Annotated in this window: 24 protein-coding genes and 1 pseudogene; 5 read left to right on the top strand and 20 right to left on the bottom strand. The window is 58.5% G+C overall.

Going from position 1 to position 22,184, the window contains the following annotated elements:
• Positions 1 to 44: 44 nt before the first annotated feature.
• Positions 45 to 752, bottom strand: a complete 708-nt coding sequence (locus M0412_RS11660; protein WP_065114645.1) for a FadR/GntR family transcriptional regulator — start codon at positions 750 to 752, stop codon at positions 45 to 47.
• 109 nt (positions 753 to 861) lie between these two features.
• Positions 862 to 1,362 (bottom strand): MarR family winged helix-turn-helix transcriptional regulator, encoded by a 501-nt coding sequence (locus M0412_RS11655; RefSeq protein WP_161991298.1) that lies wholly within the window; start codon positions 1,360 to 1,362, stop codon positions 862 to 864.
• A gap of 81 nt (positions 1,363 to 1,443) precedes the next feature.
• On the opposite strand from M0412_RS11655, the gene M0412_RS11650 reads away from it, so the two are divergent.
• A complete protein-coding gene (locus M0412_RS11650; protein ID WP_142840865.1) occupies positions 1,444 to 2,307 on the top strand; it encodes an EamA family transporter in 864 nt (287 codons plus the stop codon).
• Positions 2,308 to 2,313: 6 nt separating this feature from the next.
• On the opposite strand, the gene M0412_RS11645 is transcribed toward M0412_RS11650, so the two are convergent.
• The 3 genes from M0412_RS11645 to M0412_RS11635 all read right to left on the bottom strand — a co-directional run bounded on the left by M0412_RS11645 (position 2,314) and on the right by M0412_RS11635 (position 4,477).
• Positions 2,314 to 3,552, bottom strand: a complete 1,239-nt coding sequence (locus M0412_RS11645; RefSeq protein ID WP_142840866.1) for an aminopeptidase — start codon at positions 3,550 to 3,552, stop codon at positions 2,314 to 2,316.
• An 89-nt stretch (positions 3,553 to 3,641) separates the two neighbouring features.
• Entirely contained in the window at positions 3,642 to 4,118 is a 477-nt protein-coding gene (gene ybaK / locus M0412_RS11640; protein ID WP_142840867.1) for a Cys-tRNA(Pro) deacylase, read from the bottom strand.
• A gap of 11 nt (positions 4,119 to 4,129) precedes the next feature.
• Positions 4,130 to 4,477 (bottom strand): ArsC family reductase, encoded by a 348-nt coding sequence (locus M0412_RS11635; protein WP_269700283.1) that lies wholly within the window; start codon positions 4,475 to 4,477, stop codon positions 4,130 to 4,132.
• Between the two features lie 233 nt (positions 4,478 to 4,710).
• On the opposite strand from M0412_RS11635, the gene M0412_RS11630 reads away from it, so the two are divergent.
• Positions 4,711 to 4,878, top strand: coding sequence for a hypothetical protein (locus tag M0412_RS11630; protein WP_003503889.1), 168 nt, complete (start codon positions 4,711 to 4,713; stop codon positions 4,876 to 4,878).
• 206 nt (positions 4,879 to 5,084) lie between these two features.
• On the opposite strand, the pseudogene M0412_RS11625 reads toward M0412_RS11630, so the two are convergent.
• Positions 5,085 to 5,778: pseudogene (locus M0412_RS11625) on the bottom strand (2'-5' RNA ligase family protein).
• Between the two features lie 165 nt (positions 5,779 to 5,943).
• Here M0412_RS11625 and M0412_RS11620 point away from each other — a divergent pair.
• Positions 5,944 to 6,522 (top strand): TetR/AcrR family transcriptional regulator, encoded by a 579-nt coding sequence (locus M0412_RS11620; RefSeq protein ID WP_269700264.1) that lies wholly within the window; start codon positions 5,944 to 5,946, stop codon positions 6,520 to 6,522.
• Between the two features lie 146 nt (positions 6,523 to 6,668).
• Entirely contained in the window at positions 6,669 to 7,157 is a 489-nt protein-coding gene (locus M0412_RS11615; RefSeq protein ID WP_269700261.1) for a hypothetical protein, read from the top strand.
• 38 nt (positions 7,158 to 7,195) lie between these two features.
• Here the strand turns inward: M0412_RS11615 and guaA are convergent, their stop codons facing one another.
• The 13 genes from guaA to M0412_RS11550 form a co-directional block, all read right to left on the bottom strand.
• A complete protein-coding gene (guaA, locus tag M0412_RS11610; protein ID WP_269700259.1) occupies positions 7,196 to 8,773 on the bottom strand; it encodes a glutamine-hydrolyzing GMP synthase in 1,578 nt (525 codons plus the stop codon).
• A gap of 83 nt (positions 8,774 to 8,856) precedes the next feature.
• Positions 8,857 to 9,495, bottom strand: a complete 639-nt coding sequence (locus M0412_RS11605; protein ID WP_269700256.1) for a 5'-methylthioadenosine/S-adenosylhomocysteine nucleosidase — start codon at positions 9,493 to 9,495, stop codon at positions 8,857 to 8,859.
• Positions 9,492 to 9,941 carry a PaaI family thioesterase gene (locus M0412_RS11600; RefSeq protein WP_065114661.1) on the bottom strand — a complete coding sequence of 150 codons (450 nt, stop codon included), beginning with the start codon at positions 9,939 to 9,941 and terminating at the stop codon, positions 9,492 to 9,494. Before M0412_RS11600 ends, M0412_RS11605 begins: the two co-directional genes overlap by 4 nt.
• Before the next feature lie 82 nt (positions 9,942 to 10,023).
• Positions 10,024 to 10,476, bottom strand: coding sequence for a TspO/MBR family protein (locus tag M0412_RS11595; RefSeq protein WP_174028763.1), 453 nt, complete (start codon positions 10,474 to 10,476; stop codon positions 10,024 to 10,026).
• A 51-nt stretch (positions 10,477 to 10,527) separates the two neighbouring features.
• Positions 10,528 to 11,622, bottom strand: a complete 1,095-nt coding sequence (locus tag M0412_RS11590) for a DUF1513 domain-containing protein (protein WP_269700250.1) — start codon at positions 11,620 to 11,622, stop codon at positions 10,528 to 10,530.
• A gap of 4 nt (positions 11,623 to 11,626) precedes the next feature.
• Entirely contained in the window at positions 11,627 to 12,748 is a 1,122-nt protein-coding gene (locus M0412_RS11585; protein WP_269700248.1) for an imelysin family protein, read from the bottom strand.
• Positions 12,748 to 14,271 carry a di-heme oxidoredictase family protein gene (locus M0412_RS11580; protein WP_269700246.1) on the bottom strand — a complete coding sequence of 508 codons (1,524 nt, stop codon included), beginning with the start codon at positions 14,269 to 14,271 and terminating at the stop codon, positions 12,748 to 12,750. The genes M0412_RS11585 and M0412_RS11580 overlap by 1 nt, the downstream gene beginning before the upstream one ends.
• Positions 14,272 to 14,329: 58 nt before the next feature.
• Positions 14,330 to 15,607: an imelysin family protein gene (locus M0412_RS11575; RefSeq protein WP_269700243.1), complete on the bottom strand. Its 1,278-nt coding sequence runs from the start codon at positions 15,605 to 15,607 to the stop codon at positions 14,330 to 14,332.
• Between the two features lie 155 nt (positions 15,608 to 15,762).
• On the bottom strand, positions 15,763 to 17,052 hold the full coding sequence (locus M0412_RS11570; protein ID WP_269700241.1) for an RsmB/NOP family class I SAM-dependent RNA methyltransferase: 1,290 nt from the start codon (positions 17,050 to 17,052) through the stop codon (positions 15,763 to 15,765).
• Between the two features lie 60 nt (positions 17,053 to 17,112).
• The gene (locus M0412_RS11565) at positions 17,113 to 17,481 is read right to left on the bottom strand and encodes a septal ring lytic transglycosylase RlpA family protein (RefSeq protein WP_035219318.1); all 369 of its coding nucleotides are present in this window, start codon (positions 17,479 to 17,481) and stop codon (positions 17,113 to 17,115) included.
• Positions 17,482 to 17,908: 427 nt separating this feature from the next.
• Positions 17,909 to 18,781 carry an SDR family oxidoreductase gene (locus tag M0412_RS11560; protein ID WP_269700237.1) on the bottom strand — a complete coding sequence of 291 codons (873 nt, stop codon included), beginning with the start codon at positions 18,779 to 18,781 and terminating at the stop codon, positions 17,909 to 17,911.
• Positions 18,782 to 18,784: 3 nt separating this feature from the next.
• The gene (gene queG / locus M0412_RS11555; RefSeq protein WP_269700235.1) at positions 18,785 to 19,942 is read right to left on the bottom strand and encodes a tRNA epoxyqueuosine(34) reductase QueG; all 1,158 of its coding nucleotides are present in this window, start codon (positions 19,940 to 19,942) and stop codon (positions 18,785 to 18,787) included.
• Positions 19,943 to 20,066: 124 nt separating this feature from the next.
• The gene (locus M0412_RS11550) at positions 20,067 to 20,759 is read right to left on the bottom strand and encodes a glutathione S-transferase family protein (RefSeq protein WP_142840881.1); all 693 of its coding nucleotides are present in this window, start codon (positions 20,757 to 20,759) and stop codon (positions 20,067 to 20,069) included.
• Positions 20,760 to 20,917: 158 nt separating this feature from the next.
• Here M0412_RS11550 and M0412_RS11545 point away from each other — a divergent pair, with 158 nt between their 5' ends.
• Positions 20,918 to 21,724 (top strand): undecaprenyl-diphosphate phosphatase, encoded by an 807-nt coding sequence (locus M0412_RS11545; RefSeq protein ID WP_052820219.1) that lies wholly within the window; start codon positions 20,918 to 20,920, stop codon positions 21,722 to 21,724.
• Positions 21,725 to 21,822: 98 nt separating this feature from the next.
• Here M0412_RS11545 and M0412_RS11540 read toward each other — a convergent pair whose 3' ends face one another.
• Positions 21,823 to 21,978, bottom strand: coding sequence for a hypothetical protein (locus M0412_RS11540; protein WP_006310141.1), 156 nt, complete (start codon positions 21,976 to 21,978; stop codon positions 21,823 to 21,825).
• Positions 21,979 to 22,184: the final 206 nt, after the last annotated feature.

The raw sequence follows: 22,184 nt of genomic DNA, 5'->3' as shown, positions 1-22,184 counted from the left end.
CCTCCAGAGGAAGGCAGTTTGCCATCTGGGACTGTGTTGAAAAATCAGGCGATACCTGCAGCGAGAAGCGCGTGCACGCTTTCATCGAAATGCCGCGCCATCAGCGTTGACGCCATTTGTGGATCGCCTGCGGCAATGGCCTGTCCGATCTCAATGTGAAGCGAGACCGTGGTGTGGCGCTGCGCGTCGGATGTGCGGCTTTTCCAGCCGATCGGCCATGTCTGGCGTGTCACATTTTGAAAAGCGCCAAGGATGAGTTCGAAAACCGGGTTCTTCGACGATTTGGCAATGGCGAGATGGAAAGCGAGATCGTGCTCCATGACTTTGTCATTGTCGCCGAAGTCCCGTTCCATATCGTTGGCATGGTTGAGAATGGTGAGCGCTTCCGCATCCGTGCGCCTCAGCGCCGCCAGCGTCACGGTTCTGACTTCGATGGTGCGGCGCACGTCGTAAATCTGCTGGATGTTGATCTGCTCGGTGTGAATGCCATGCTCGAACATCAGCGACATCGCACCATGATCGAGCGTCGCCACGGTGGCGCGTTTACCGGCGCTGACATCGATCAGCCGCATGGCTGACAGAGACCGGAAAGCTTCGCGAACGACGGTGCGAGAAACGCCGAGTTGCTGGGAAAGCGAAAGCTCGCTTGGCAGCTTTGCCCCGGGGGCAAGCTCGTTTTCGCGGATATGGCGCGTGATCGCGCCGATCGTGCTGCTGACGAGACCGGTTTCATGGGAAATGGCGTTATACATTTTTCCTCCAACCTGTAGTACAGGTTTATGGAGAATTGCTTACAGGACTTTTTTCGCCAAAACAAGCGCCGATCGCTGGTTTGATTGGATGTTTGTCTGATCCTTGAATCTACTGCTCGAAACCCTGCAAAAAGCGCTTCAGCAACTCGTTCAGCGCCGCACGCTCCTCTTCGCTGAGATGAGCAACCAGACGATGCTGGTTTTCGACATGCGCGCCGACGGCATCCTCGACAATCGCAAGTCCACGCTCCGTCAGCGATATCAATACGCTGCGCCGGTCCTGCGGGTTGTGAATGCGCTCCACCAGCCCGGCCTTTTCCAGCTGGTCGATCCGGTTGGTCATGGTGCCGGAACTCACCATGGTCATGGCCAACAGATCGCCGGGGGAGAGGCGATAGGGCGGACCGGCCCGTCGCAATGTCGCCAGCACATCGAAAGCGGAGGAGGAGAGCCCGTGTTTCAGCAGTACCGCCTCAACCTCGCGGCCAAGATGTGTACTGAGCCGGTGCAGGCGCCCAAGCAGGCCCATGGGGCCGACATCGAGATCCGGCCGCTCCTTGCGCCATTGCGCCAGAATATGATCGACGTGGTCCAGCGGTTCTTTGCTCATCACCAAGGCATAACAATTGATATCTTGACGTCAAGATAAAATCGACTAAAGTGGATTTATCTTGATATAGAGATTCTTGAAATGAAGAAAAATCCGACCTACGCCGCCGATGTGCTGTTGACCGCGCTTGCCCCTGCCATCTGGGGAACCACCTATTTCGTCACCACGGAATTTTTGCCGCAGGGCTACCCTCTGCATGTCGCCATGTTGCGTGCTTTGCCGGCGGGCATCCTGCTGCTGTTGCTCGTCCGGGAGCTGCCGCAAGGCATCTGGTGGCCGCGCAGTTTCATTCTTGGCGCGCTGAATTTTTCGTTCTTCTGGGCGATGCTTTTCGTCTCGGCTTATCGGCTGCCGGGTGGTGTGGCGGCCACGGTGGGTGCGGTGCAACCCCTCATCGTCATTGGCCTGTCCCGGCTGTTTCTGGCCGCGCCCGTCAGGCCGCTTGCCATCGCCGCCGGTCTGCTGGGCATTGCGGGCGTCGCACTTCTGGTGCTGACGCCCGGAGCGGCGCTGGATGGTATCGGTGTTGCCGCAGGCCTTGCCGGTGCCGTCTCCATGGCTTTCGGAACGGTGCTGACGCGCAAATGGCGACCGCCGGTCTCCAATCTCACCTTCACCGCCTGGCAATTGACCGCGGGCGGCATTCTGCTCCTGCCGGTTGCCTTTGTTCTGGAACCGGCCCTGCCAACACCAACCGTCGCCAATATCCTCGGCATGGCATATCTCGGCCTCATCGGTGCGGCGCTGACCTATCTTCTGTGGTTTCGCGGGCTTGCCCGCATAGAGCCCTCGGCTGCGGCATCGCTCGGTTTTCTAAGCCCTGTCGTTGCAACTCTTCTAGGCTGGCTGGCGCTCGGCCAAAGCCTCACGCCAGCGCAGATCGCCGGGTTTGTTGCGGTGCTTTTCAGCATCTGGCTCAGTCAGCGCAGCCAGTTACCGAGGTAAGTGTCCTCAGGCCCATTCGCCCTTGCGCATCACCGGAACCGTGGAGCCATCCGGCTTCACGCCATCAATATCCACCTTGTCGGAGCCGATCATCCAGTCGATATGGATCAAACTGGAATTGCCGCCCTGCGCCTTGATCTGATCCTGCGACAGCGAAGCACCGTCGACAAAGCACTTCGAATAGCATTGGCCAAGCGCGATGTGGCACGAGGCGTTTTCGTCAAACAACGTATTGTAGAACAGGATACCGCTTGCCGAGATCGGCGAGGAATGCGGCACCAGCGCCACTTCGCCGAGACGTCGAGCGCCCTCATCGGTGTCGAGCACCTTGTTCAGCACCGCTTCGCCCTTCGAAGCCTTGGCTTCGACGATGCGGCCACCCTCGAATTTCACCCGGATATCATCGATCAGCGTTCCCTGATGCGAAAGGGGCTTGGTGCTGGAAACGTAACCATCCACGCGCAGCGCATGCGGCGTGGTGAATACTTCTTCGGTCGGAATATTCGGGTTGCAGGTTACGCCGTTCTTGGCGGTGGAAGCGCCGCCATGCCATTCATGGCCGTCTGCCAGCCCGATCCTTACATCCGTGCCGGGGCCGGTGAAGTGCAGCGATGAGAAGCGCTCGCCATTCAGCCATGCCGAGCGCTTGGCGAGATTGGCGTTATGCTCTGCCCAGGCCGCCACAGGGTCGGCCAGGTCCACCCGCGAGGCGGCGAAGATGGCGTCCGCGAGCTTGCGAACAGCTTCGTCCTCGGAGACCCCGGGGAAGACCTGCTTAGCCCAGGAGGGGTTCGGATAAGAAATGATGTTCCAGTTGATGTCGAAATTGGAAATCTTCTCCAGCGCCGGCTTGTAGGCGGTGGAATTGGCCTTGTTGGCCCGCGCCACCTTGGCCGGGTCCTGCTCTGCCAGCAACATGGGGTTATCGCCGGCAATCGCCAACCGCGCCGCGCCGTTGGCATAGGCCTTCGCCATGCCTTCGTAGAGCCAGTCGGAAGCCCGGTCGAAATTCGTGTCACTGGCGTGGCAGTAGCGTGATAGCGTGGTTTCTTCATCGGAATAGAAGGTGGTGACCAGCCCGCTGCCGGCCAGATAGGCGTGTTTGGTCAAGAGCCGCACCAGCGGCAGTGCCGCCAGGGGCGCAGTGATCACCAGATCCTGATCCTTCTGCAATTGCAGGCCGACTTTTACGGCGACTTCGGCCAGTTTTTCGAGTTTGACGGGATCGATGGGAGAAACGGTCATGATCTGCCTTCGTATATTTCAATCGGAGGTGCCGACCATAGCCCATTCCTTTCGAAAGCCAAATGCTTTCAAAAGCGGTGGGAAAAGCGTCAGTCCGCCACCAGCGGAGCGATGATGGCCTTCAACGCTACCTGCGCATCGCGGGGCGAAAGTCTCACCTGTAACCCTCTTTGCCCGCCATTCATGTAAACATGCGCATGCGCCATGGCATCAGCCTCAATGGCCGTTGGCACCTGTTTCTTCTGACCGAAAGGACTGATGCCGCCAACATGGTAACCGGTGGCCCGCTCCGCATCGGCAGGCTTCATCATGCTGGCGGATTTGCCTCCGAAGGCGGCGGCAAGCTTCTTCATGCTCACCTCACGGTCGGAGGGGACAACGACGCAGACCGGTTTGCCATCCAGTTCCGCCATCAGTGTCTTCAACACCAGATGCGGCGGTTCCCCAATCGCCTCGGCCGCCTGCAGGCCGATGCGGTCGGCATTCGGGTCGTAATCATAGGTGACGGTGGTGAAGGTAATACCAGCCTTGGTCAGCATCTGGGTGGCGCGGGTCGTTTTGGACATGGCGGCTGCGCTCAGGCAAAAAGCGTCTGGTAGGTTTCCGGTTTAAAACCGACGGTTATCTTGCCCTTGGCCTCGAGTACCGGACGCTTGATCATGGAGGGTTGCTCCAGCATCAAGCCGATGGCCTTCTCGCGGCTAAGATCGGCCTTTTGGCCATCATCCAGCTTTTTGAAGGTCGTGCCGGCGCGGTTCATAACGGTTTCCCAGCCCGCGGCATCGCACCATGTCTCCAGATGGGCGCGGTCGATGCCGGCCGCCTTGTAGTCATGAAAAGAATAGTCGATGCCGTTGGTTTCCAGCCAGCTTCTGGCCTTCTTCATCGTGTCGCAGTTCTTGATGCCGAAAATGGTGATCGTCATGCTGCCAGCCTCTTTGTATTCAGCTTTCCGGCATAACAAAATATCCGGCTTATTCAACCCATTGTCCGAGGTTCCTTGCAGGCCTGTCGGGGTGTGACGTCTGAGCCATGCGAAATCGCCATGGCTGATATCCAAACGAGCGCGAGCAAAGCTGCATGGCTTCCCTGCTACATCATGAGTTGTAGAAGAGGCCGAAAATACCCATTATCTGGGCATCAAAGATGGAGAGAAAAATGCGTCAGGTTGCAAAGACATCGCGTAACTTCTTCGGTGAAACTTTCGCCGTTCTCGGTGCAGCGCTCTCGGTTTCGGCCGCTGTTCGCGCACATCGCAAGCCCGCCCGTGCCGATCTCGAAGCCCTCGGCATCGACGGTAAGGCTTTCGACAAGGTACAGCTCTAAGCTGGCTATTATTTGTAGCGAGGCGGCACCGCCTCGCTTGCGCTCGGGGTCGAAATCCATGCCGGTTTTCGACGGGCGAGGTGGATGCGTCGCGGATGGCTCAAGAAGCGTTCCGTATTCACACTGGAAGGTTCCCGCATAGTCCTCGAAGGACAGGTGCGGGATAAATTGTCAGCGCGGGATTATTGCGCCGCTTTGAGTGCACGTCATCGAGATGCTGCACTCTGTTTTGGCCGCTTCGACGGACCGATCACTTTTTCCGATAAATATAACTGGCTCTCAGGCCGCTCATAACGATCCGCCTTCGCTGAAAGCGCAAAGCGTGCAAGCGGCTCGTGCCTTGTTTCGCCATTATGGCTGAAGACAAGTTCGAAATTGCCCGCCAGCCAGCTATAGGGTTTACCGGCGGGCATAGATCATGGTGAGATGAGGCGTAAAAGATGATGCCGTAACAAAGGGAAGATTTGCCCGCCAAAGGGCGCGTTGCAATATCTTCACGAGAGCCTTGATTTCCGGCATGTCGCGGCTGCTTCGCAGCACCAGACTATTGCGATTACCAAAAAGCGACGTTTCTTCGAAAGTGATAGGAACGGGCCGCGCATTGATTTCCCCCAGCGCCGCCTTCAGCCTGTTTATCAGCCCGTGAGGCACAGTCTCGAAACATCCGATACAGAGCAGCGTGATATGCAGAAGCTCTGCCGGATAGGCTGCACGCCTTGTCCGTCCTTCCGCATATTGTGAAGCATTGGCAAAGATTCTATCGGCCACGGCTGCCGGCGGCTTCAACAATAAGAGAAGCTTGCTGCGAAATCGCGGATTAAAGCGCTGTATTTTTGGCGGCTCCAGCCCTTCAAAGAAAAGCTGCCTTACACCTCCCTTATCCGCCAACTCGAAACCCATGACGATGCTCCACGGCTTTTGCCAAGGCCGCGATATTATCATTGCCGGAAGAAATTAAAAGAACAAAAAGAGAACAATTGCATTCCCGACAGGCAGGGGAACTTCAGAAATAACCACATGGTGCATTGAGTTGACAATCTACCTACTAGTTGGTAGGTAATGAATATGAAAAACCCACAAACCAAGGCCGATGAAATTCTTCGTTGCGCGCGTACTCTGATTGTAAGCGGCGGCTACAACAGTTTCAGCTACGCCGATATTTCCAGCGTGGTCGGCATTCGCAATGCCAGCATTCACCACCATTTCCCGAGCAAGTCAGACCTGGTCCGCAAACTGGTCGAGCAGTACAGGCAGGAAGCTGCAGCCGGGCTCGCCGAGCTGGAGCGAAACATCTCCGACCCGCTCGAACAGCTTCGCGCCTATATCGGCTATTGGGAAGGCTGTATCGCTGATGCGACCCATCCCTTCTGCATCTGCGCCCTGCTTGCCACTGAAATACCGGTCCTTCCCGAATCTGTGGTTCTTGAGGTGCGTGCGCATTTTCAAAGCCTCTCGGACTGGCTCACCGCCGTGCTGGAGCGCGGGGCTACCCAAGGGCGCCTTGTGCTGACAGGAACAGCGCGCACCAATGCCGAAATGTTCATGGCCACCGTGCATGGCGCGATGCTCTCGGCCCGCGCCCACGGTGATGCCGCAGCCTTTGGCGCGATAACCCGCCCCATGCTGGAGCGCATCACCGCTTGAAAATGAAACGTCGCGAGGGAGGTGAATGCATGACCTGAGCGACATCCCGACCCGGTAAATAGACAGCATTACGCTTCCAGATCAGTCTTCAACAGTCTGCTTCCCCCGGCCGCCATCGCCCCTGTGGAAGAGAAAGGCAATCTCTCATGTTCGGAATTTCTCCGCTTGGCTGGGTCCACACACTCGGCAGCCTGCCCGCCATTCCCGTGGCCATTTACATGTTTGCCCGTCACGGTCGGATCGTTCCCCGATCCGGGCCGGGCGCCATCTATTTTGTGTCCATGCTGATTGGCGCAGTGACGGCGTTCCTCGTGGCGCATCAGCCGGTCAGCTACGCCATTGGCGCGCTGACCATCCTGTTCCTGCTCGCAGGTTACGGAATTGAGCGCATACTCGGCTCAACGCGCATCGCCAGATATATAGAAACCATCTGTCTGAGTGTGAGCGCATTTCTCCTGATGGTACCGACGGCGACCGAGACCCTGCGCCGTGTTCCGGATGGTCATCCCTTTGTTACCGATTTGAAATCGCCGCTGCTTCTCGGCGTTCAGGGCGGGTTGCTGGCGATCCTCGTGGTTGGCCTGACCGCCCAGATCATCTACCTCGCAAGACAAAACAGAAACGCCGCGAGCTAGTCGCGGCGTCATCGTCGAAGCTATGCCTATTGTAGTTGTTATTCCCACTCGATCGTGCCGGGCGGCTTGCTCGTCACGTCGTAGACAACACGGTTGATGCCGCGCACTTCGTTGATGATGCGGGTTGCCGCGCGGCCGAGGAAATTCATGTCGTAGGGATAGAAATCCGCCGTCATGCCATCCACCGAGGTCACGGCGCGCAGCGCGCAGACGAAGTCATAGGTGCGGTAGTCGCCCATGACGCCGACGGTCTGCACCGGCAGCAGCACGGCAAAGGCCTGCCAGATGGTGTCATAGAGACCGGCCTTGCGGATTTCGTCGAGATAGATCGCATCCGCCTTGCGCAGAATATCGAGCTTCTCGCGGGTGATCGCGCCGGGGCAGCGGATCGCCAAACCCGGGCCGGGGAAGGGATGGCGGCCGATGAAGCTTTCCGGCAGGCCGAGTTCACGGCCAAGCGCGCGGACCTCATCCTTGAAAAGCTCACGCAGCGGCTCAACGAGCTGCATGTTCATGCGCTCGGGAAGGCCGCCGACATTGTGGTGGCTCTTGATGGTGACGGACGGGCCGCCGGAGAAGGAAACACTTTCGATGACGTCAGGATAAAGCGTGCCCTGCGCCAGGAACTTCGGTGCGCCTTTGCCATCGGCGGCGATCTTGGCCGCTTCGGCCTCGAAGACTTCGATGAACAGACGACCGATGGTCTTGCGCTTTGCTTCCGGATCGGAAACGCCCGAGAGTTCGCCGAGGAACAGATCGGCTGCGTCAACATGAACAAGCGGAATATTGTAATGGTCGCGGAACATGCCGACGACCTGCTCGCTTTCGCCAAGCCGCATCAGGCCATGGTCGACGTAGACGCAGGTCAGCTGGTCGCCGATCGCTTCATGGATGAGGATGGCCGCAACCGAGGAATCGACGCCGCCGGAGAGTGCGCAGAGCACGCGGCCGGTGCCGACCTGATCGCGGATCTTGCGGATCATCTCGGCGCGATAAGCCGCCATCGTCCAGTCGGATTTCAAGCCAACGATCTTGTGCACGAAGTTGGACAGCAGCTTGCCGCCGTCAGGCGTGTGCACCACTTCCGGGTGGAACATGGTGGTGTAATAGTGGCGCGCCTCGTCGGCTGCGATGGCGAAAGGTGCGTTCTCCGAGGTCGCGATGACCTCGAAACCTTCCGGCAGCTTCGTCACGCGGTCGCCATGGCTCATCCAGACCGGATAGCTCTTGCCCTGTTCCCAGAAGCCGTCGAACAGCGGGCTTGCCTTCTTGATGTCGATATCGGCGCGGCCGAATTCCGCCGCATGGCCGCCCTCGACCAAACCGCCGAGCTGCGTGCAGAGCGTCTGCTGGCCGTAGCAGATGCCGAGGATCGGAACCTTGCTGTCGAACACCGCCTGCGGCGCGCGCGGGCTGCCTTCCGTTGTCACGGATGCGGGGCCGCCGGAGAAGATCACGCCCTTGGGCTGCAGCTTCTCAAACGCCTCTGCGGCATTCTGGAACGGATGGATTTCGCAATAGACCCCGGCTTCGCGGATGCGGCGCGCAATGAGCTGCGTCACCTGGCTGCCGAAATCGATGATGAGAATGCTGTCGGGATGGGCTATCTGGGTCATGGCGAGCCTTTAAAGAAAATGGCGGCTTTAGGCAACCCGCAAGCGGGCATCAACCAGCGGAAATTTGCGAAAATCGCAAGGTTTCAAAGGGCGATCACGCCCTCCTCAATGGCGCGGCAAAGCCGGTGGATGGCATCTGCCAGCTTTTCGTCGATGATATGCAGATACTCCGTCCAGTCGTCCACGTGGTTCACATCCGCCTTGCCATCTGAAATACCGCGCAGGCTGATGAGCGGCACACCGAAACGCTGGCAGGCCCTCAAAACGGCAAAGGTCTCCATTTCCACCATATCGGCATCGATCGCGCCATAGGCAGCGCCGGAAACCACGTTGCCGCCGGTGGAAAGCCGCGCCTCGGCAATATCGGGTATGCGGAAGGGGAGCGCCACCTCGGCCGGCAGGTCTAGAAACGGCGTGCGTCCCTTTTCAAAACCGAAGGGCGAGGCGTCCATGTCGCGATAGGACACCGAAATCGCCTGATAGATGCCGGTCTGTTCCAGCGTCCGCGAGCCGGCTGAGCCGAGTGAAACGACGAGATCAGGCAGATGATCCGCCGCATCGAGACCGGCAAGAACCGCCGTCACCGAAATCGCCGCCTCGACCGGGCCGACGCCGGTCATGAGGGGAGAAATTCTTGCCTGCAGATGAGGACCATATTCGGCCGAGGCCGCCATGACGAAAAGAACGGATTTATCCGCGACATGCAAAAGCCGGTAGCTCATCCGGTAATATCCTCGCGTCCCTTCACCACCATCATCGTGCCAGTCATGGAGGCGATCAGCTTCGCGGGACCGTCGGCAAGGGCATAAGCCCGGCCATCGGCAACGATCAGGTTGTTGCCGGGCTTGATGATCTCGCCGCGAAACAGGAACCGCTCACCGCGGCCCGGCGACATGAGGTTGACCTTGAACTCGATGGTCAAAAGCGAAGCTTCCGGTTCGATGATCGTATAGGCGGCATAGGTGCAGGCCGTATCCAGACCGGCGGCGATGACGCCGGCATGCAATATGCCATGCTGCTGCGTCAGCTTTTCATGGAAGGGTAGTTCGATTTCCACCAGCCGGTGTTCGATACGGCTGATCTCAGCATCGATTGCCTGCACCACGCCCTGTCGCGCAAAGCTTCTTTCTATCCGCTGACGAAAATCGCCGGGATCCGTGATCTCCATGGCCTACCTGCCTGCTTTAAGTCCCATCGCAAACTGACATGGCGCGTGGCGGCAGGCAAGGCAAGGGCCGGGCAGGGAGAAATTAGTTCAGGATGCCGATACTCGCATTCAGCACTGTGGCAAAGGCAACCCACAACGCATAGGGCACGAAAAGCCACATGGATATGCGGTCACGGCGATAGGTAAGGGCTATGAACGCCAAAATGCACACCAGCATCGGAATGATGATGATCAGGGCGCCCGCCGGACTTTGCATGCCGAAAAAGATCGGCGACCACAGGAAATTCAGCACCATCTGGGTGAACCAGAGGCGCATGCGCGTTCCCATCCGCTTCCTGATCCATGTGCGTGCACCGGCGATACCGATCAGCACGTAAAGCGTGGTCCAGACCGGGCCGAAGATCCAGTTGGGCGGATTGAAGAATGGTTTCTGCAGCGACTGATACCATTCACCCGGCACATTGTTCACGCCGATCAGAGCCCCGATGGCAACAACGACAACCACAAAAACAATATACACGGTCAGGTTTTTCATGACGCATCAAATGCGCCTGCCGGGCTTTTGTTCCCGTGCCTTTTCAGTATTTTAGCTGGAGATACGCACGATATGCTGGTCCCATGCCACGTCGCTGCGCAGCGCTTCGAAAAATCCGTCATAGGAAGAAACCGCAATGCCCTTGGCGGCGGGGGCAACGCCTGCTGCTTCGCGCACGCTTACCTCTGAAACCACCCGCCCGGTTTTCGTATCCAGTGTCACGGCGGCATTGCCATTGGGCGAGGTCAGGCCCACCAGTCCCTCGCGCCGATTGACGGCGATGGCTCCAACATAATTGGCAAGGCGCACCGTCGTTTCCTCCGGCAGATCGACGAAGGCCAAGTCCTCGCCCCTGGCAAAATGGCCGACCAGCGGCGGCAGATCGTTGCGCGGCCCCTCATATTGGCAGGCGAACCAGATGCGGCCGTCATCGCCAAGATCGACATGGCGGGTGGAAAGCTGCCGCAGCCGGTCCGGCATCGTATGTTTCTGGATCAACTGCCCGGTTGCGGCGTCCAGAAGCACGAGAGACGGCTGCATGCTGTCGATATTGAGTTTGGTGCGGCCGAAATCCGGATGGGTTTCGATGCCGCCATTGGCGATCACGATCAGCCGCCCGTCATCGCTCACCGTCATGTCATGCGTACCGACGCCATGCGCGTCATATTCACCGATGCGGGTAAATCCGTTTTTGGCGTCGTACAATCCGATAACACCGCGATTGCCGTCAAAGTCGTTTTCGCTGGCATAGCAGATCGCCCCGTCGGGTGAAAATTGCCCGTGGCCATAAAAATGGCGGTTCTCCGGCGTGTGCATCACGATCGGCTCGCGGTGCCGCGCGGGATCGAAAGCCATGAAGAAGGTGCCGGGTCGGCGCGCAAAGGCCACCGTCATGCCGGTCGCGTGGCTCGTCGCCATTCCATGGGCGCGGGCGGGAAGCGCAACGCGGTCGATGATCTCGCCGCGTTCGCTCACCGTCGCAATGCCGTAGGAGCCGTCACGGGCGCGGAAGGCGGAGGCAAAGACCGCGTCTGCCCGTTCCAGCGCATGAAGTGAACGGGGAGCCAACGCAGCAAGGAAGGGAATACCCGCCGCTTTGATGAAGCTGCGCCGATCTATCAGCATCCGCTTGGCGCCTGATATCATCGGTTCAGTCCCCGTCGGCGAAGGAAAAGCCGGAGCTGAGGCCGATGGCGCCGCCATATTGGTCATTGAGGCGATAGATCAGGTCTTTGCCGTTGAGGAGCAGATAATCCACCTTGGCGCGCTGATCATCCTTGTCCAGTGCCTTTTCGACATTCGTATCGATCGTTCCGGAAATGCGGATCATCGATTTGGCGATGAAGTCGATGGAATTGACGATGGAGCGCTGGTCGGGTGGCACGAGTTCGACCATATCGGCGGTGTGCAGCAGGGTCTGAACGGCCTTGATGTTTGCCGAAATGCTTTTCCACGTCAGGCCGGAGCGCCAGTAAATGGCGGTGCGGGGAAAACGCGCCTTGTCCGGCCCCTTGTAGAAGGTTTCGATCCGTTGGTCGCGGATCGCCTCTGAGCCATGCACGAGAATGCCGAGCAGGGCAACCAGGGCCTCGCGCTCGTCTCGAAAGACGGGATTGTCCGGCCCCGGCTTGGTCCAGTTTTTCTGCGCGCCGTCAGGGGCGTTCCAGCTGTCGGAAAGCTCGGCCGCCACATTGGCGATATTGCCGGCGATGGCTGCGCCGAAGCGGCAGCGGAAATCGCCCTTTTTGTCGAGCAGTTCTTCCGCGCCAGTGCCGTAAAGCACGAATTCCAGCGCGCCAAGCCCCTGTGCCGCGACGCTCTTGCCCTTCAGGCCCTCGGCGCTGGTGACGCTTTCATCCTTTTCGGAGAGGTAACGCTGCACCTGTTTCAGTCCGAGGCCCTTTTTGTCGGGGTAATAAAGCACCCTTTCGAAACGGTTCTGCTCGATGACAGGACCGACCCGCACGATCTCGATGGTCGACCAGTTCGCCACGGTATCGGCAAAGGCTGCTTTGGCCGCCTCATCCGTTGTCTTGGAGGGCGCGGCGCAGAAGGCCTTCATGCTGCCTTCCAGCCTGTCTGCGGATTGCCGGAAGTGATCGTAGCCGGGGCGAATGAAGCCGTTTACCGCCTTTTCCATAACGCTGCGCACCTGTGCGGGGTCGAGCGGCGGCGGCGGCATCAGTTCCACATCCTGTGCCATCACCGGTTGATTGGTCAAAAGCAGCAGCACGGAAACAAGGCCGGATATTTTTCGCATGGCATTTTTCATCAAAGGGACTCCAGAAAAGCCAGCAAAGCCTGCCGGTCGGATTTTTGCAAGACGGCAAAGGCATCGCGCGCTTTTTGCCCTTCACCACCGTGCCACAATATCGCTTCCGTCAGGCTGCGCGCGCGCCCGTCATGCAGGTAAAAACCGTTGCCATTGATGCTCTGCGTCAGGCCGATGCCCCAGAGCGGCTGGGTGCGCCACTGCCGCCCATTCGCCTCACCCACCTGCTGGCCATCGGCAAGCTCCTCTCCCATGTCATGCAAGAGGAAATCCGAATAGGGCCAGATCAACTGGAAAGAATGCATCGGGTCGCTGGCATCGCGGCGGGTCACGAATTTCGGCGTGTGGCAGGCCGTGCAGCCGGAGGTGTAAAACAGCTGCTTGCCCTGCAGAACGGTCGGGTCACCGGCATTGCGCCGCTGCGGCACGGCGAGGTTTTCGGTGTAGAAGGTCACGAGATCGAGAACAGGGTCAGGAGCTTCCACCGGCCCCAGCCGCGGCTGCACGCCGGTCGGCATGGCCAGACAGTCCTTCTGGGCATCGGTGCAATCGCCATAGGCGTTCGGCGCATCTGGTGTGGAGATGCCGATATCTTGGGAGAAGGCGCTGGCGCTCTGATCGCGCACGCTTGCATTCTGGGCTTTCCAGCCGAACCGTCCGAGTTTCACTTTGCCGGTGCGATGATCCCTGACCCATGCCGGGCGCCCGGCAATACCATCGCCATTTTTGTCATCAGGGTCGGCTTTGGCCAGAATATCGGCCTCGCTGATCGCCTCGATCAGGCCAAGCCCGAGTGTGGGCATGGCGATACGCGCCGAAAGTGTCGTGTCGGTGCCGAGCGGGCCGTAGTTGAGGTCCGCTACGGCATAGGTGGGCTTGCGCAGCATCACCATTTCGCCATCCGCAAGCCGAACCGGCGTTTCAATGTAGTTGATGACCGGCCTGCCCTCGGCGGCAAGGCCGGGAATGGCGAGGTTTTGAAGCTGGTGACCATAGGTCTCGTCGGGAAAACTCAGCACCTCGTGGCGCGCAATCGCGGCCCGTTCCGCTTCGTTTCGGGCCGGTCGCGCCAGCCGCAGAAACAGCGATACGGCGTCTTCCCCGGCGAGAGGTGGGCGGCCCCTGCCGTCCTTCACATGGCAGGTCTGGCAGGATCGGGCATTATAAAGCGGCCCCAGCCCGTCCGATGCCTGGGTGGAGGAGGGAGAGGAGACCCAGAGCTTCTGGAACAGCGCATTGCCGAGCTTGAAATCCTGCTTCCGCTCGAAGGGCATGGTGGCGGAAGGATGCGAAAATGCGCCGCTGTCGGGTTTGTTGGCGCTGGTTGTCGCGCCACCGGACATGGCCTCGAAGGGCTCCGGTTTCGTAAAATCCGTCGTCGGCGCGGTCACGGCCTCAACACGGCTGCGGTCTTTCTCCGTCAGATCATCACGCAACGGCGCGGCAAGCGTTGCCGATGCCAGAAGACAGGCTGCCCCGGCGAAGAAAAACGGCTTGCGGATCGGCAGCAGTGACAATTCCATGGAAATCAGGAGCGCATGGGAGAAACGGGCCGCAGTGCATTGCGGCCCGTCTTGCCGCTTATTTGAAGACGGCGTTCGGGTTATCGAGGCTGTCAGAGCCCTCGAGATCGATCTTGCCGAGATCGAGTGCGGCGATGACGCGTTCAACGGTCTTCGTCTGGTCGATGAGACCGTCGATGGCCGCCTGAACCACGGCATTGCCTTCCTTGTTGCCTTCGCCGATCATCTGGTCATAGGCTTCAACGGTCTGGGCGCGCTTTTCCATCGCATGCATGGCGTCGAGCGTCTTGTTCAGCTTCGCCGTCATTTCGTCGTTCAGCGCCTTGTCCTTGGCACCGACCAGTTCCGCCAGCGAGGCGCCGGTCATCTTCGTGCCGTCCACGCGGGTATATTCACCGGTATAGGCCGAAGCGATGCCGATGGCGTCGTTCAGATGCGAATTATAGGTGTTGTCGGAGAAGCAATCATGCTCCTCTTCCGGATCATGCAGCAGAAGGCCGAGTTTCATGCGCTCGCCGGCCAGCTCGCCATAAGAAAGCGAACCCATGCCGGTGAGAATGGCGGTGAGGCCGGCTTTCGGATCGGCTTCCACCGTCTTCGTGGCTTCGCCTTCCGGCGCCCAGGTGTCCACCATCTCCTGGAGATCCTTGATCAGCAGGGTGGAGGCGGATTTCAGGTAATCGGCGCGACGGTCGCAATTGCCGTTGGTGCATTTTGCCTTGTCGTAGTCGGTATAGGGACGGTTGCCCGCGCCCGGTCCGGTGCCGTTCAGATCCTGGCCCCAGAGCAGGAATTCGATGGCGTGGTAACCGGTGGTCACATTGGCTTCGACATCACCCGCCTCGTGCAGGCTCTCGATCAGTTCAGGGGTGATCTTGGAGGCATCGACCTCTTCACCACTGATCTTGATCTTCGGATTGGCGATGAGGTTGGCGACGTAAAGTTCGTTCTCGTCGCTTTCCGTGCCGTAGGAACCGTCAACATAATCGATCAGGCCTTCATCCAGCGGCCAGGCATTCACCTTGCCTTCCCAATCGTCAACGATCGGGTTGCCGAAACGGTAGACTTCCGACTGCTGGTAGGGAACATGCGCCTTGATCCAGGCTTCGCGGGCGGCCTTCAGCGTCTCTTCGCTCGGCGTTGCAATCAACGCATCGATCGCCTTGTCCAGCGCCTTCGCCGTGGTCAGCGAATCCTCGTATTTCGCATGCGCGACATCGGCGTAGTGCTTGACGACGGCAGCCGCGTCAGTGGCGGCCTGTGCAGGAAGCGCGGTGAAAGCCGCCGATGCGGCAAGAAGCGCGAAAGAGGCGCTGAGAATGGTTTTGCGGATCATGATCCCTCTCCTTGGGCAGGCGTGAAAAGACTTCACGCTGCGGCCAGCGAGTTCTGACCCAATCACAAACTTGTGTCAAACATTCTAGTTTAGAATGCTTTAAAACAAGATCGCGTGGCATTTCCCAAGTAAAATCAGCGCGTGCAAATCGGCTTTTATGCTTTGCGTTTCATCAAGCAGAAGAAGAAACCGTCCGTATCTGTGGTTGCAGGCGTCAACGTCACTGTCTTTCCGTCGGAGGAATGCGGTTTGTTCGCATTTGCACCGAAAGTCGTCTGCCAGCGCTCCAGAGCAGAACCGATGACAAATTCGGGATTTTCCTCGCAGAAACGCCGGACCTGCTGTTCGTTTTCTTCAGGCAGAACGGAGCAGGTGACATAAAGCAACTCGCCACCCGGGCGCACAAAACCCTTGGCCTGCGACAGCGCTTCACCCTGCTGCTGCACGCGTTCTTCCAGATTGCGTGCCGTCAGCCGCCATTTGGTGTCGGGACGGCGGCGCCATGTGCCGGTGCCGGTGCAGGGCGCATCCACCAGAACGCGATCGAATTTTCCCTGGAAGGGCACAAGCCCGGCGGTACGATCATGGACCTGCACGTTGCGGGTGCCGGCCCGCTTCAGCCGCTCGATGATCGGCGCAAGCCGCTTGCGGTCGGCATCGAAGGCGTGAACCTGGCCTTTGTTGTTCATGCTGGCGGCCATGGCGAGCGTCTTGCCGCCGCCACCGGCGCAATAATCGAGGATTTGTTCGCCCTCATGCGCGCCGGCGAGATCGGCAACGATTTGTGAGCCTTCGTCCTGCACCTCGAACCAGCCCTTCTGAAAGGAGAGTTCGGCGGTCACATTCGGCAGACGGGAGGGGCCTTCACCGGCAGGGATGCGAACACCCTGACGGGCGATACGCGTGGCTTCCGCGCCGCTTTCCTCAAGTGCCTTCAAAACTTTTTCGCGGGTTGCCTTCAGCGTGTTGGCGCGCAGGTCAAGGGTCGGCCGCTCATTCAGCGCCTGCGCTTCAGTGAGCCAGCTTTCGCCAAATGCCGTTTCGAAGGAAGATTGCACCCATTCGGGAACATCGCCCTGAATATGGGTCGGCGCGTCACCGAGAGAGCGGGAGAGAAAGGCCTGCTGCCTTTGTTCGTCTGGTGCGGCGGGGGCGAACTTGTCGCCATCGAATTCCGCCGCCAGTTCCGAGAAGCTTTTGCCCCATTGGCGCAGCAGCACGGCATAGCCAAGCGAGGCGGCGCTGTCATCATCCATCAGCCAGGCGTGCGACCGTTTCATGCGCAACGCGTCATAGACGATGTTGCCGATCGCGGCCCGGTCGCCGGAGCCTGCAAAACGATGGGCAAGCCCCCAGTCCTTCAATGCATCGGCGACAGGACGTTTGCGCCCTTCAATATCCGCCAATACTTCGATTGCTCCGGCCAAACGCCCGCCCAAACGCATTGTCTACCTCTTTTGCTGATAAGCCCGGTTGGTAGACGCGAATGGCGGCGAGGGCAAGGCTCAATCGGCCTTGACGATCTCGTAGCAGACCTTGGCAGTGCCGGAACTGATCATGCCGATGTTTTTGGCGGCAGCCTTGGAAAGATCGAGAACGCGACCCTTGATGAACGGACCGCGGTCATTGATGCGCACCACCACGGCTTTGCCGTTGCGCGCGTTGGTAACCTTGACCTTGGTGCCAAACCGCAGCGAGCGGTGAGCGGCGGTCAGGTTGGCGGCGTTCATACGCTCACCCGAAGCAGTCTTGGAGGTCAACGCATACCACGATGCGCCTCCACAACCATTTGCCGCATTCGCCTGAAGAGGCGCGATGATGGAACAGGCGGCTATAGTTGCAGCGGTGAAAGTTATACGACGGATATTCAACAAACTGTGCTTCCCTGAAAATCGGCCCCGCGCCGATTGATTGTGCCCTTGCTAAACGACCATGAACTGGCCTGAACGCCTTTTGATGCGAGATTGTAGGGCGAGGGAAAAATGGCGAAAAAAAGCTAAGCTCAAATCACGAAGTGTTACAGTCTGTAACATTCGTGATCGTTAGCCGGAAAGGTGTCCGTGTGATAGACGGATATAAAAATGGAAAAAATAACGCAGAATCAATGCGCAATCGAAATGCTGTTGCAAGTCACGGCTTCGTGAATCCACTTCACGAAATGTGAGTGAAATATTTTTCTAATTGCTATGATTTTAGTGAATTTTGTTTGGTTAATAAAGTCCTAATTGACCAAAATGCGACGAAAACCATCCTCAAAAGTGGGTTTGGAAGGATTTTTCATCGCTTTTAACGGCCTCGTCTTCAGCCTCGCCAGAGACCATTTTCCCACAACTGCGTCAGCGAGATCTTGTACTCCGGAAAGTCGAAATTAAAGCCGAGGCTGCGTATTTTGGCGTTGGAAACACGCTTGTTCTCGCCGTAGAACGAGCGCGCCATAGGGGTCAGATCGGCGGTTTCAAACGCCTGTTCGGGCGGCGGCTCCACCCCCATCAACGTCGCGGCGAAGCTCACGACATCCTGCGGCGGGCAGGGATCGTCATCGGTGACATTGAAGATACCGCGCTCGTTCCTGCTCGCCAGAAAGGCAAGTGCCGCACCGATATCCTCGACCCGGATGCGATTGAACACCTGATCTTTCTTGACCAGCCTTCGCGCCGTTCCCTTTTCGAAATTCATGAAGGCATTGCGTCCGGGGCCATAAATTCCGGACAGACGAAGGGTGACAAGCGGCACATTTGCTTTTTCGGCAGCTGCCGTCCAGGCTGCTTCCGCGGCGACGCGCTCCACAGAACGGGCGGAAACCGGGCGGCAGGGGCTTTCCTCATCCACCCAGGCGCCATCATGATCGCCATAAACGCCGACGGTGGAAAGATAAGCCACCCACTCCAGCTTCGGCAGGAACCGTTTCAGATCGCTGCCCAGCAACCCCAGTAGCGGATCGCCTTGCCCGCCGGGCGCGATGGACTGGACGAGATGTGTGATATTGCCCATCGCCGCGATGAGATCGTCATTGAAACGAACACCGTCAAAAAGGAACGGTGTCATGCCTGCGGCTTCGAGGTTCGGGAACTTATTCTCACTGCGCGTCGTACCGGAAATAGTACCAACCGCGGATTTCAGCGCGTTTGCGATGGTTTTTCCCGAATATCCCGCGCCGAAAATCATCACATGCATGCGTCACGCCTCTGCCAATTGCCATTCCATTTCCGCCTCCGGATCAGTCTCCGGGGCGCGGCTGGCAGAGTATGTACGGAATTCTTCCCTGTCCATAAGCTGCGACAAAGCCCATGCGGCCATACCGCGCACCTCCGGCGAGGGGTCGCTTTCGGCAAGTGCCTTGCATCGTTCCACGAATTGCCGGTCGGCGGAGTTTCCTGCTGCGATCAGCACGTTGCGGATAAACCGGTTGCGGCCGATGCGTTTGACCGGAGAGCCGCTGAAAAAGCTGCGGAAGGCGGCATCGTCGAGCGTCAGCAGGAAAGAAATGGACGGTTCCTTCAGATCCTCGCGCGCCTGCAATTTCATCTCGGAGGCGCTCGCCGCAAACTTGTTCCACGGACAGGCGGCAAGGCAATCGTCGCAGCCATAGATGCGGTTGCCAATCAACGGCCGGAATTCGTGCGGGATCGGCCCCTTGTGTTCAATGGTGAGATAGGAGATGCAGCGGCGTGCATCGAGCTGATAGGGGGCCGGAAAAGCGGCCGTCGGACAGGCATCGAGACAGGCGCGGCAGGAACCGCAATGGTCCTTCTCCGCCTCATCAAGACAGAGCTCGGCGGTGGTGAACATGCTGCCGAGAAACAGCCAGGAACCGTGGGTGCGGCTGACCAGATTGGTGTGTTTGCCCTGCCAGCCAAGCCCGGCGGCGGCGGCAAGCGGCTTTTCCATGACCGGCGCGGTATCGACAAAGACCTTCACGTCCTCGCCTGCACGTGCGGCAAAGCGGGTGGCAATCTCTTTCAACCGCCCCTTGATAATGTCGTGATAATCGCGATTGCGCGCATAGACCGAAATGGCTGCCTTGTCCGGTTTGGAAAGAATACCGCGCGGGTCTTCCTCCGGGCCATAATTGAGGCCGAACATGACGATGGAGCGCACGTCGCCCCACAGCGTTTTCGGTTGAGCCCGGCGAGCCTCCGTTTCCTCCATCCACGCCATGGTGCCGTGGTAACCCTTGTCGAGAAACAGCCTCAGCCGTTCCGGTGCCAGCGGAATGCTGTCCGGTGCGGTAATGCGACACAGATCAAAGCCGAGCGAAAGCGCTTCCTGACGAACGAAATCCGTCAGCTTTCGGGCACGTATCTGCTTTTTGTCGCTGGCGACGTCGATGGCCATGTCTCCCGAGGGTTATTCTGCGGCATATATAGTGCAAGTCGCCCGAAAGTGTGCAGCGGTTTCGGGACAATGACATGCTTTAAATACAGCCGCATGCCGCAGCAAATAACCAGAAGACCGTACTTTAGAAATCCAGATCGGCGTAGTGGGAGGAGGGCGCAAGGCGCGGAATGCGTTCGCTCAGAAACGGTCGGAAGGAAGGCCTTGATTTCAGCCGCTGATACCATTCCTTGGCAATCGGCGCCTCGAGCCAGTTGATTTCACCAAGATAGTCCAGCACCGAAACACCGGCTGCGGCGGCAAGGTCTGCATAGCTCAACCGGTCGCCGGCAAGCCATGTGCGCGAACCGGCCAGCCACTCCAGATATTTGATGTGCTGGCGGATATTGTTGCGGGCAGTGCGCAACAGCTTGGAATCCGGCGGCCCGCCACCCTGCGCGGTTGTCATCTGCAATTTATAAACCCGCTCCCGCACCAGCGGCCGGGTTACGTCATTTTCCATCTTCTGCAGAAACCACTCGGTCAGGCGGCGGATTTCCGCCCGCTGAAACGGGTCTTCTGCCAGAAGTCGCCTGTCGCGCTTCAAAACCCCATGCGTTTCGTCAAGAAACTCGGCAAGCACATAAGGCCCGCTTAGCGAGCGCATATTATCATCCAGATAGACCGGCAGGGTGCCGGCCGGATTGAGCGCCAGAAACTCCCGTCGTCTTTCCCACGGCTGCTCTTCCACGAGATCGGTCTGGAACCCGTATTCTGCGAGGATCAGACGAACGAACCGGGATGCGGTCGACATCGGAGAATGATAGAGAGTTGGCATCGGTACTCAATTTTTACGATTGGTTGTCATGATCGGCATTTGCCGGAAAACTTTTTCAGTTTCGCTTCATCAAGACGCTATAAGAGCTTGGCTACTTTAAAACAAGTTTAACGCAATTGCTTTCCATTGCCGCTTTCCCCTGAAAAAAAGGATACCTCATGGGTGACCAATCGATCATCAGCGCGCTTCTGCTGGGCATTATCGAGGGTCTGACGGAGTTTATTCCCGTTTCCTCAACGGCGCATGTGCTGCTGGCCGGGCATTTCCTCGGCTTCAAATCACCCGGCAACACCTTTGCCGTCCTTATCCAGCTCGGCGCTATTCTCGCTATCCTTCTTGTTTATTTTCAAAAACTTGTGTCGATCGCACTCGCTTTGCCGACCAGCGCCAAGGCGCGCCGCTTCGTGCTGGCCGTCGCGCTTGCCTTCCTGCCGGCGGCGGTGATCGGTGCGCTGGCGCATGACTTCATCAAGACGGTGCTGTTCGAAACACCGATGCTGATTTGTGTCGTCCTTATTATCGGCGGCGTCATATTGCTTGCCGTCGACCGCATGCCGTTAAAACCGAAATATACCGACATCATGGATTATCCGCCGTCGCTCGCCTTCAAGATCGGCCTGTTCCAGTGCCTTGCGATGATCCCCGGCACCTCGCGCTCGGGTGCTACCATTGTCGGCTCGCTGCTGATGGGTACGGACAAGCGCTCTGCCGCCGAATTTTCGTTCTTCCTGGCGATGCCGACCATGCTCGGCGCTTTCACCCTCGATCTCTACAAGAACCGCGATGCGCTGAGCTTTGATGACGGCGCGCTGATTGCCGTGGGTTTCATCGCGGCGTTCGTTTCCGGCCTGTTTGTCGTGCGCTCGCTGCTGGACTTCGTCTCGCGGCGTGGTTTTGCGCCTTTCGCCTGGTGGCGCATCGTCATCGGTTCGCTGGGGCTGATCGCACTTCTGGTTTTTGGTTAAGCCAGTGAATGCCGGCCGTCTTGAATGGCCGGCCTGAAAACGAAAAAGCGCCCCGGAAAACCGGAGGCGCTCTTTCTTTGAAGCTTTTTACAGGCTGATCAGTTGGCGCTGATCGAAGCCGTCGCGCAGGGATCGACGCCGTAAGCGGGAGCGCAACCGCTCTTGCCCGCCGCAACCGTTCCCGGCGCCATGAAAGAACCCGCCAGAACCACCAAAGCCGCACACGCAAAAAAGAGTGCGATAGATCTGCCCATTTTATGATTGCCTTTCAGACGTTCGTTCGTGCGGATCATGCCGCCGTGTGTGAATTGAGGGTCCGGGATATGTTTGGAATGTGGCCAATATCAATAAAGGAGCTTGCTGAATACCGGGTTAATGCGAAGTCTTTTCCACAGTTGCGCTTGTGCCACGCTTACGTGTCGCGGCCAGACGGCCGTTAACTTTTACCCGGCTTTGCAAC

It is taken from the genome of Agrobacterium sp. O3.4 (assembly GCF_041414895.1).
Taxonomy (GTDB): domain Bacteria; phylum Pseudomonadota; class Alphaproteobacteria; order Rhizobiales; family Rhizobiaceae; genus Agrobacterium; species Agrobacterium cucumeris.
Note: the sequence above shows the minus strand (reverse complement) of the source record. Positions and strands in the feature narration are given on the sequence as shown.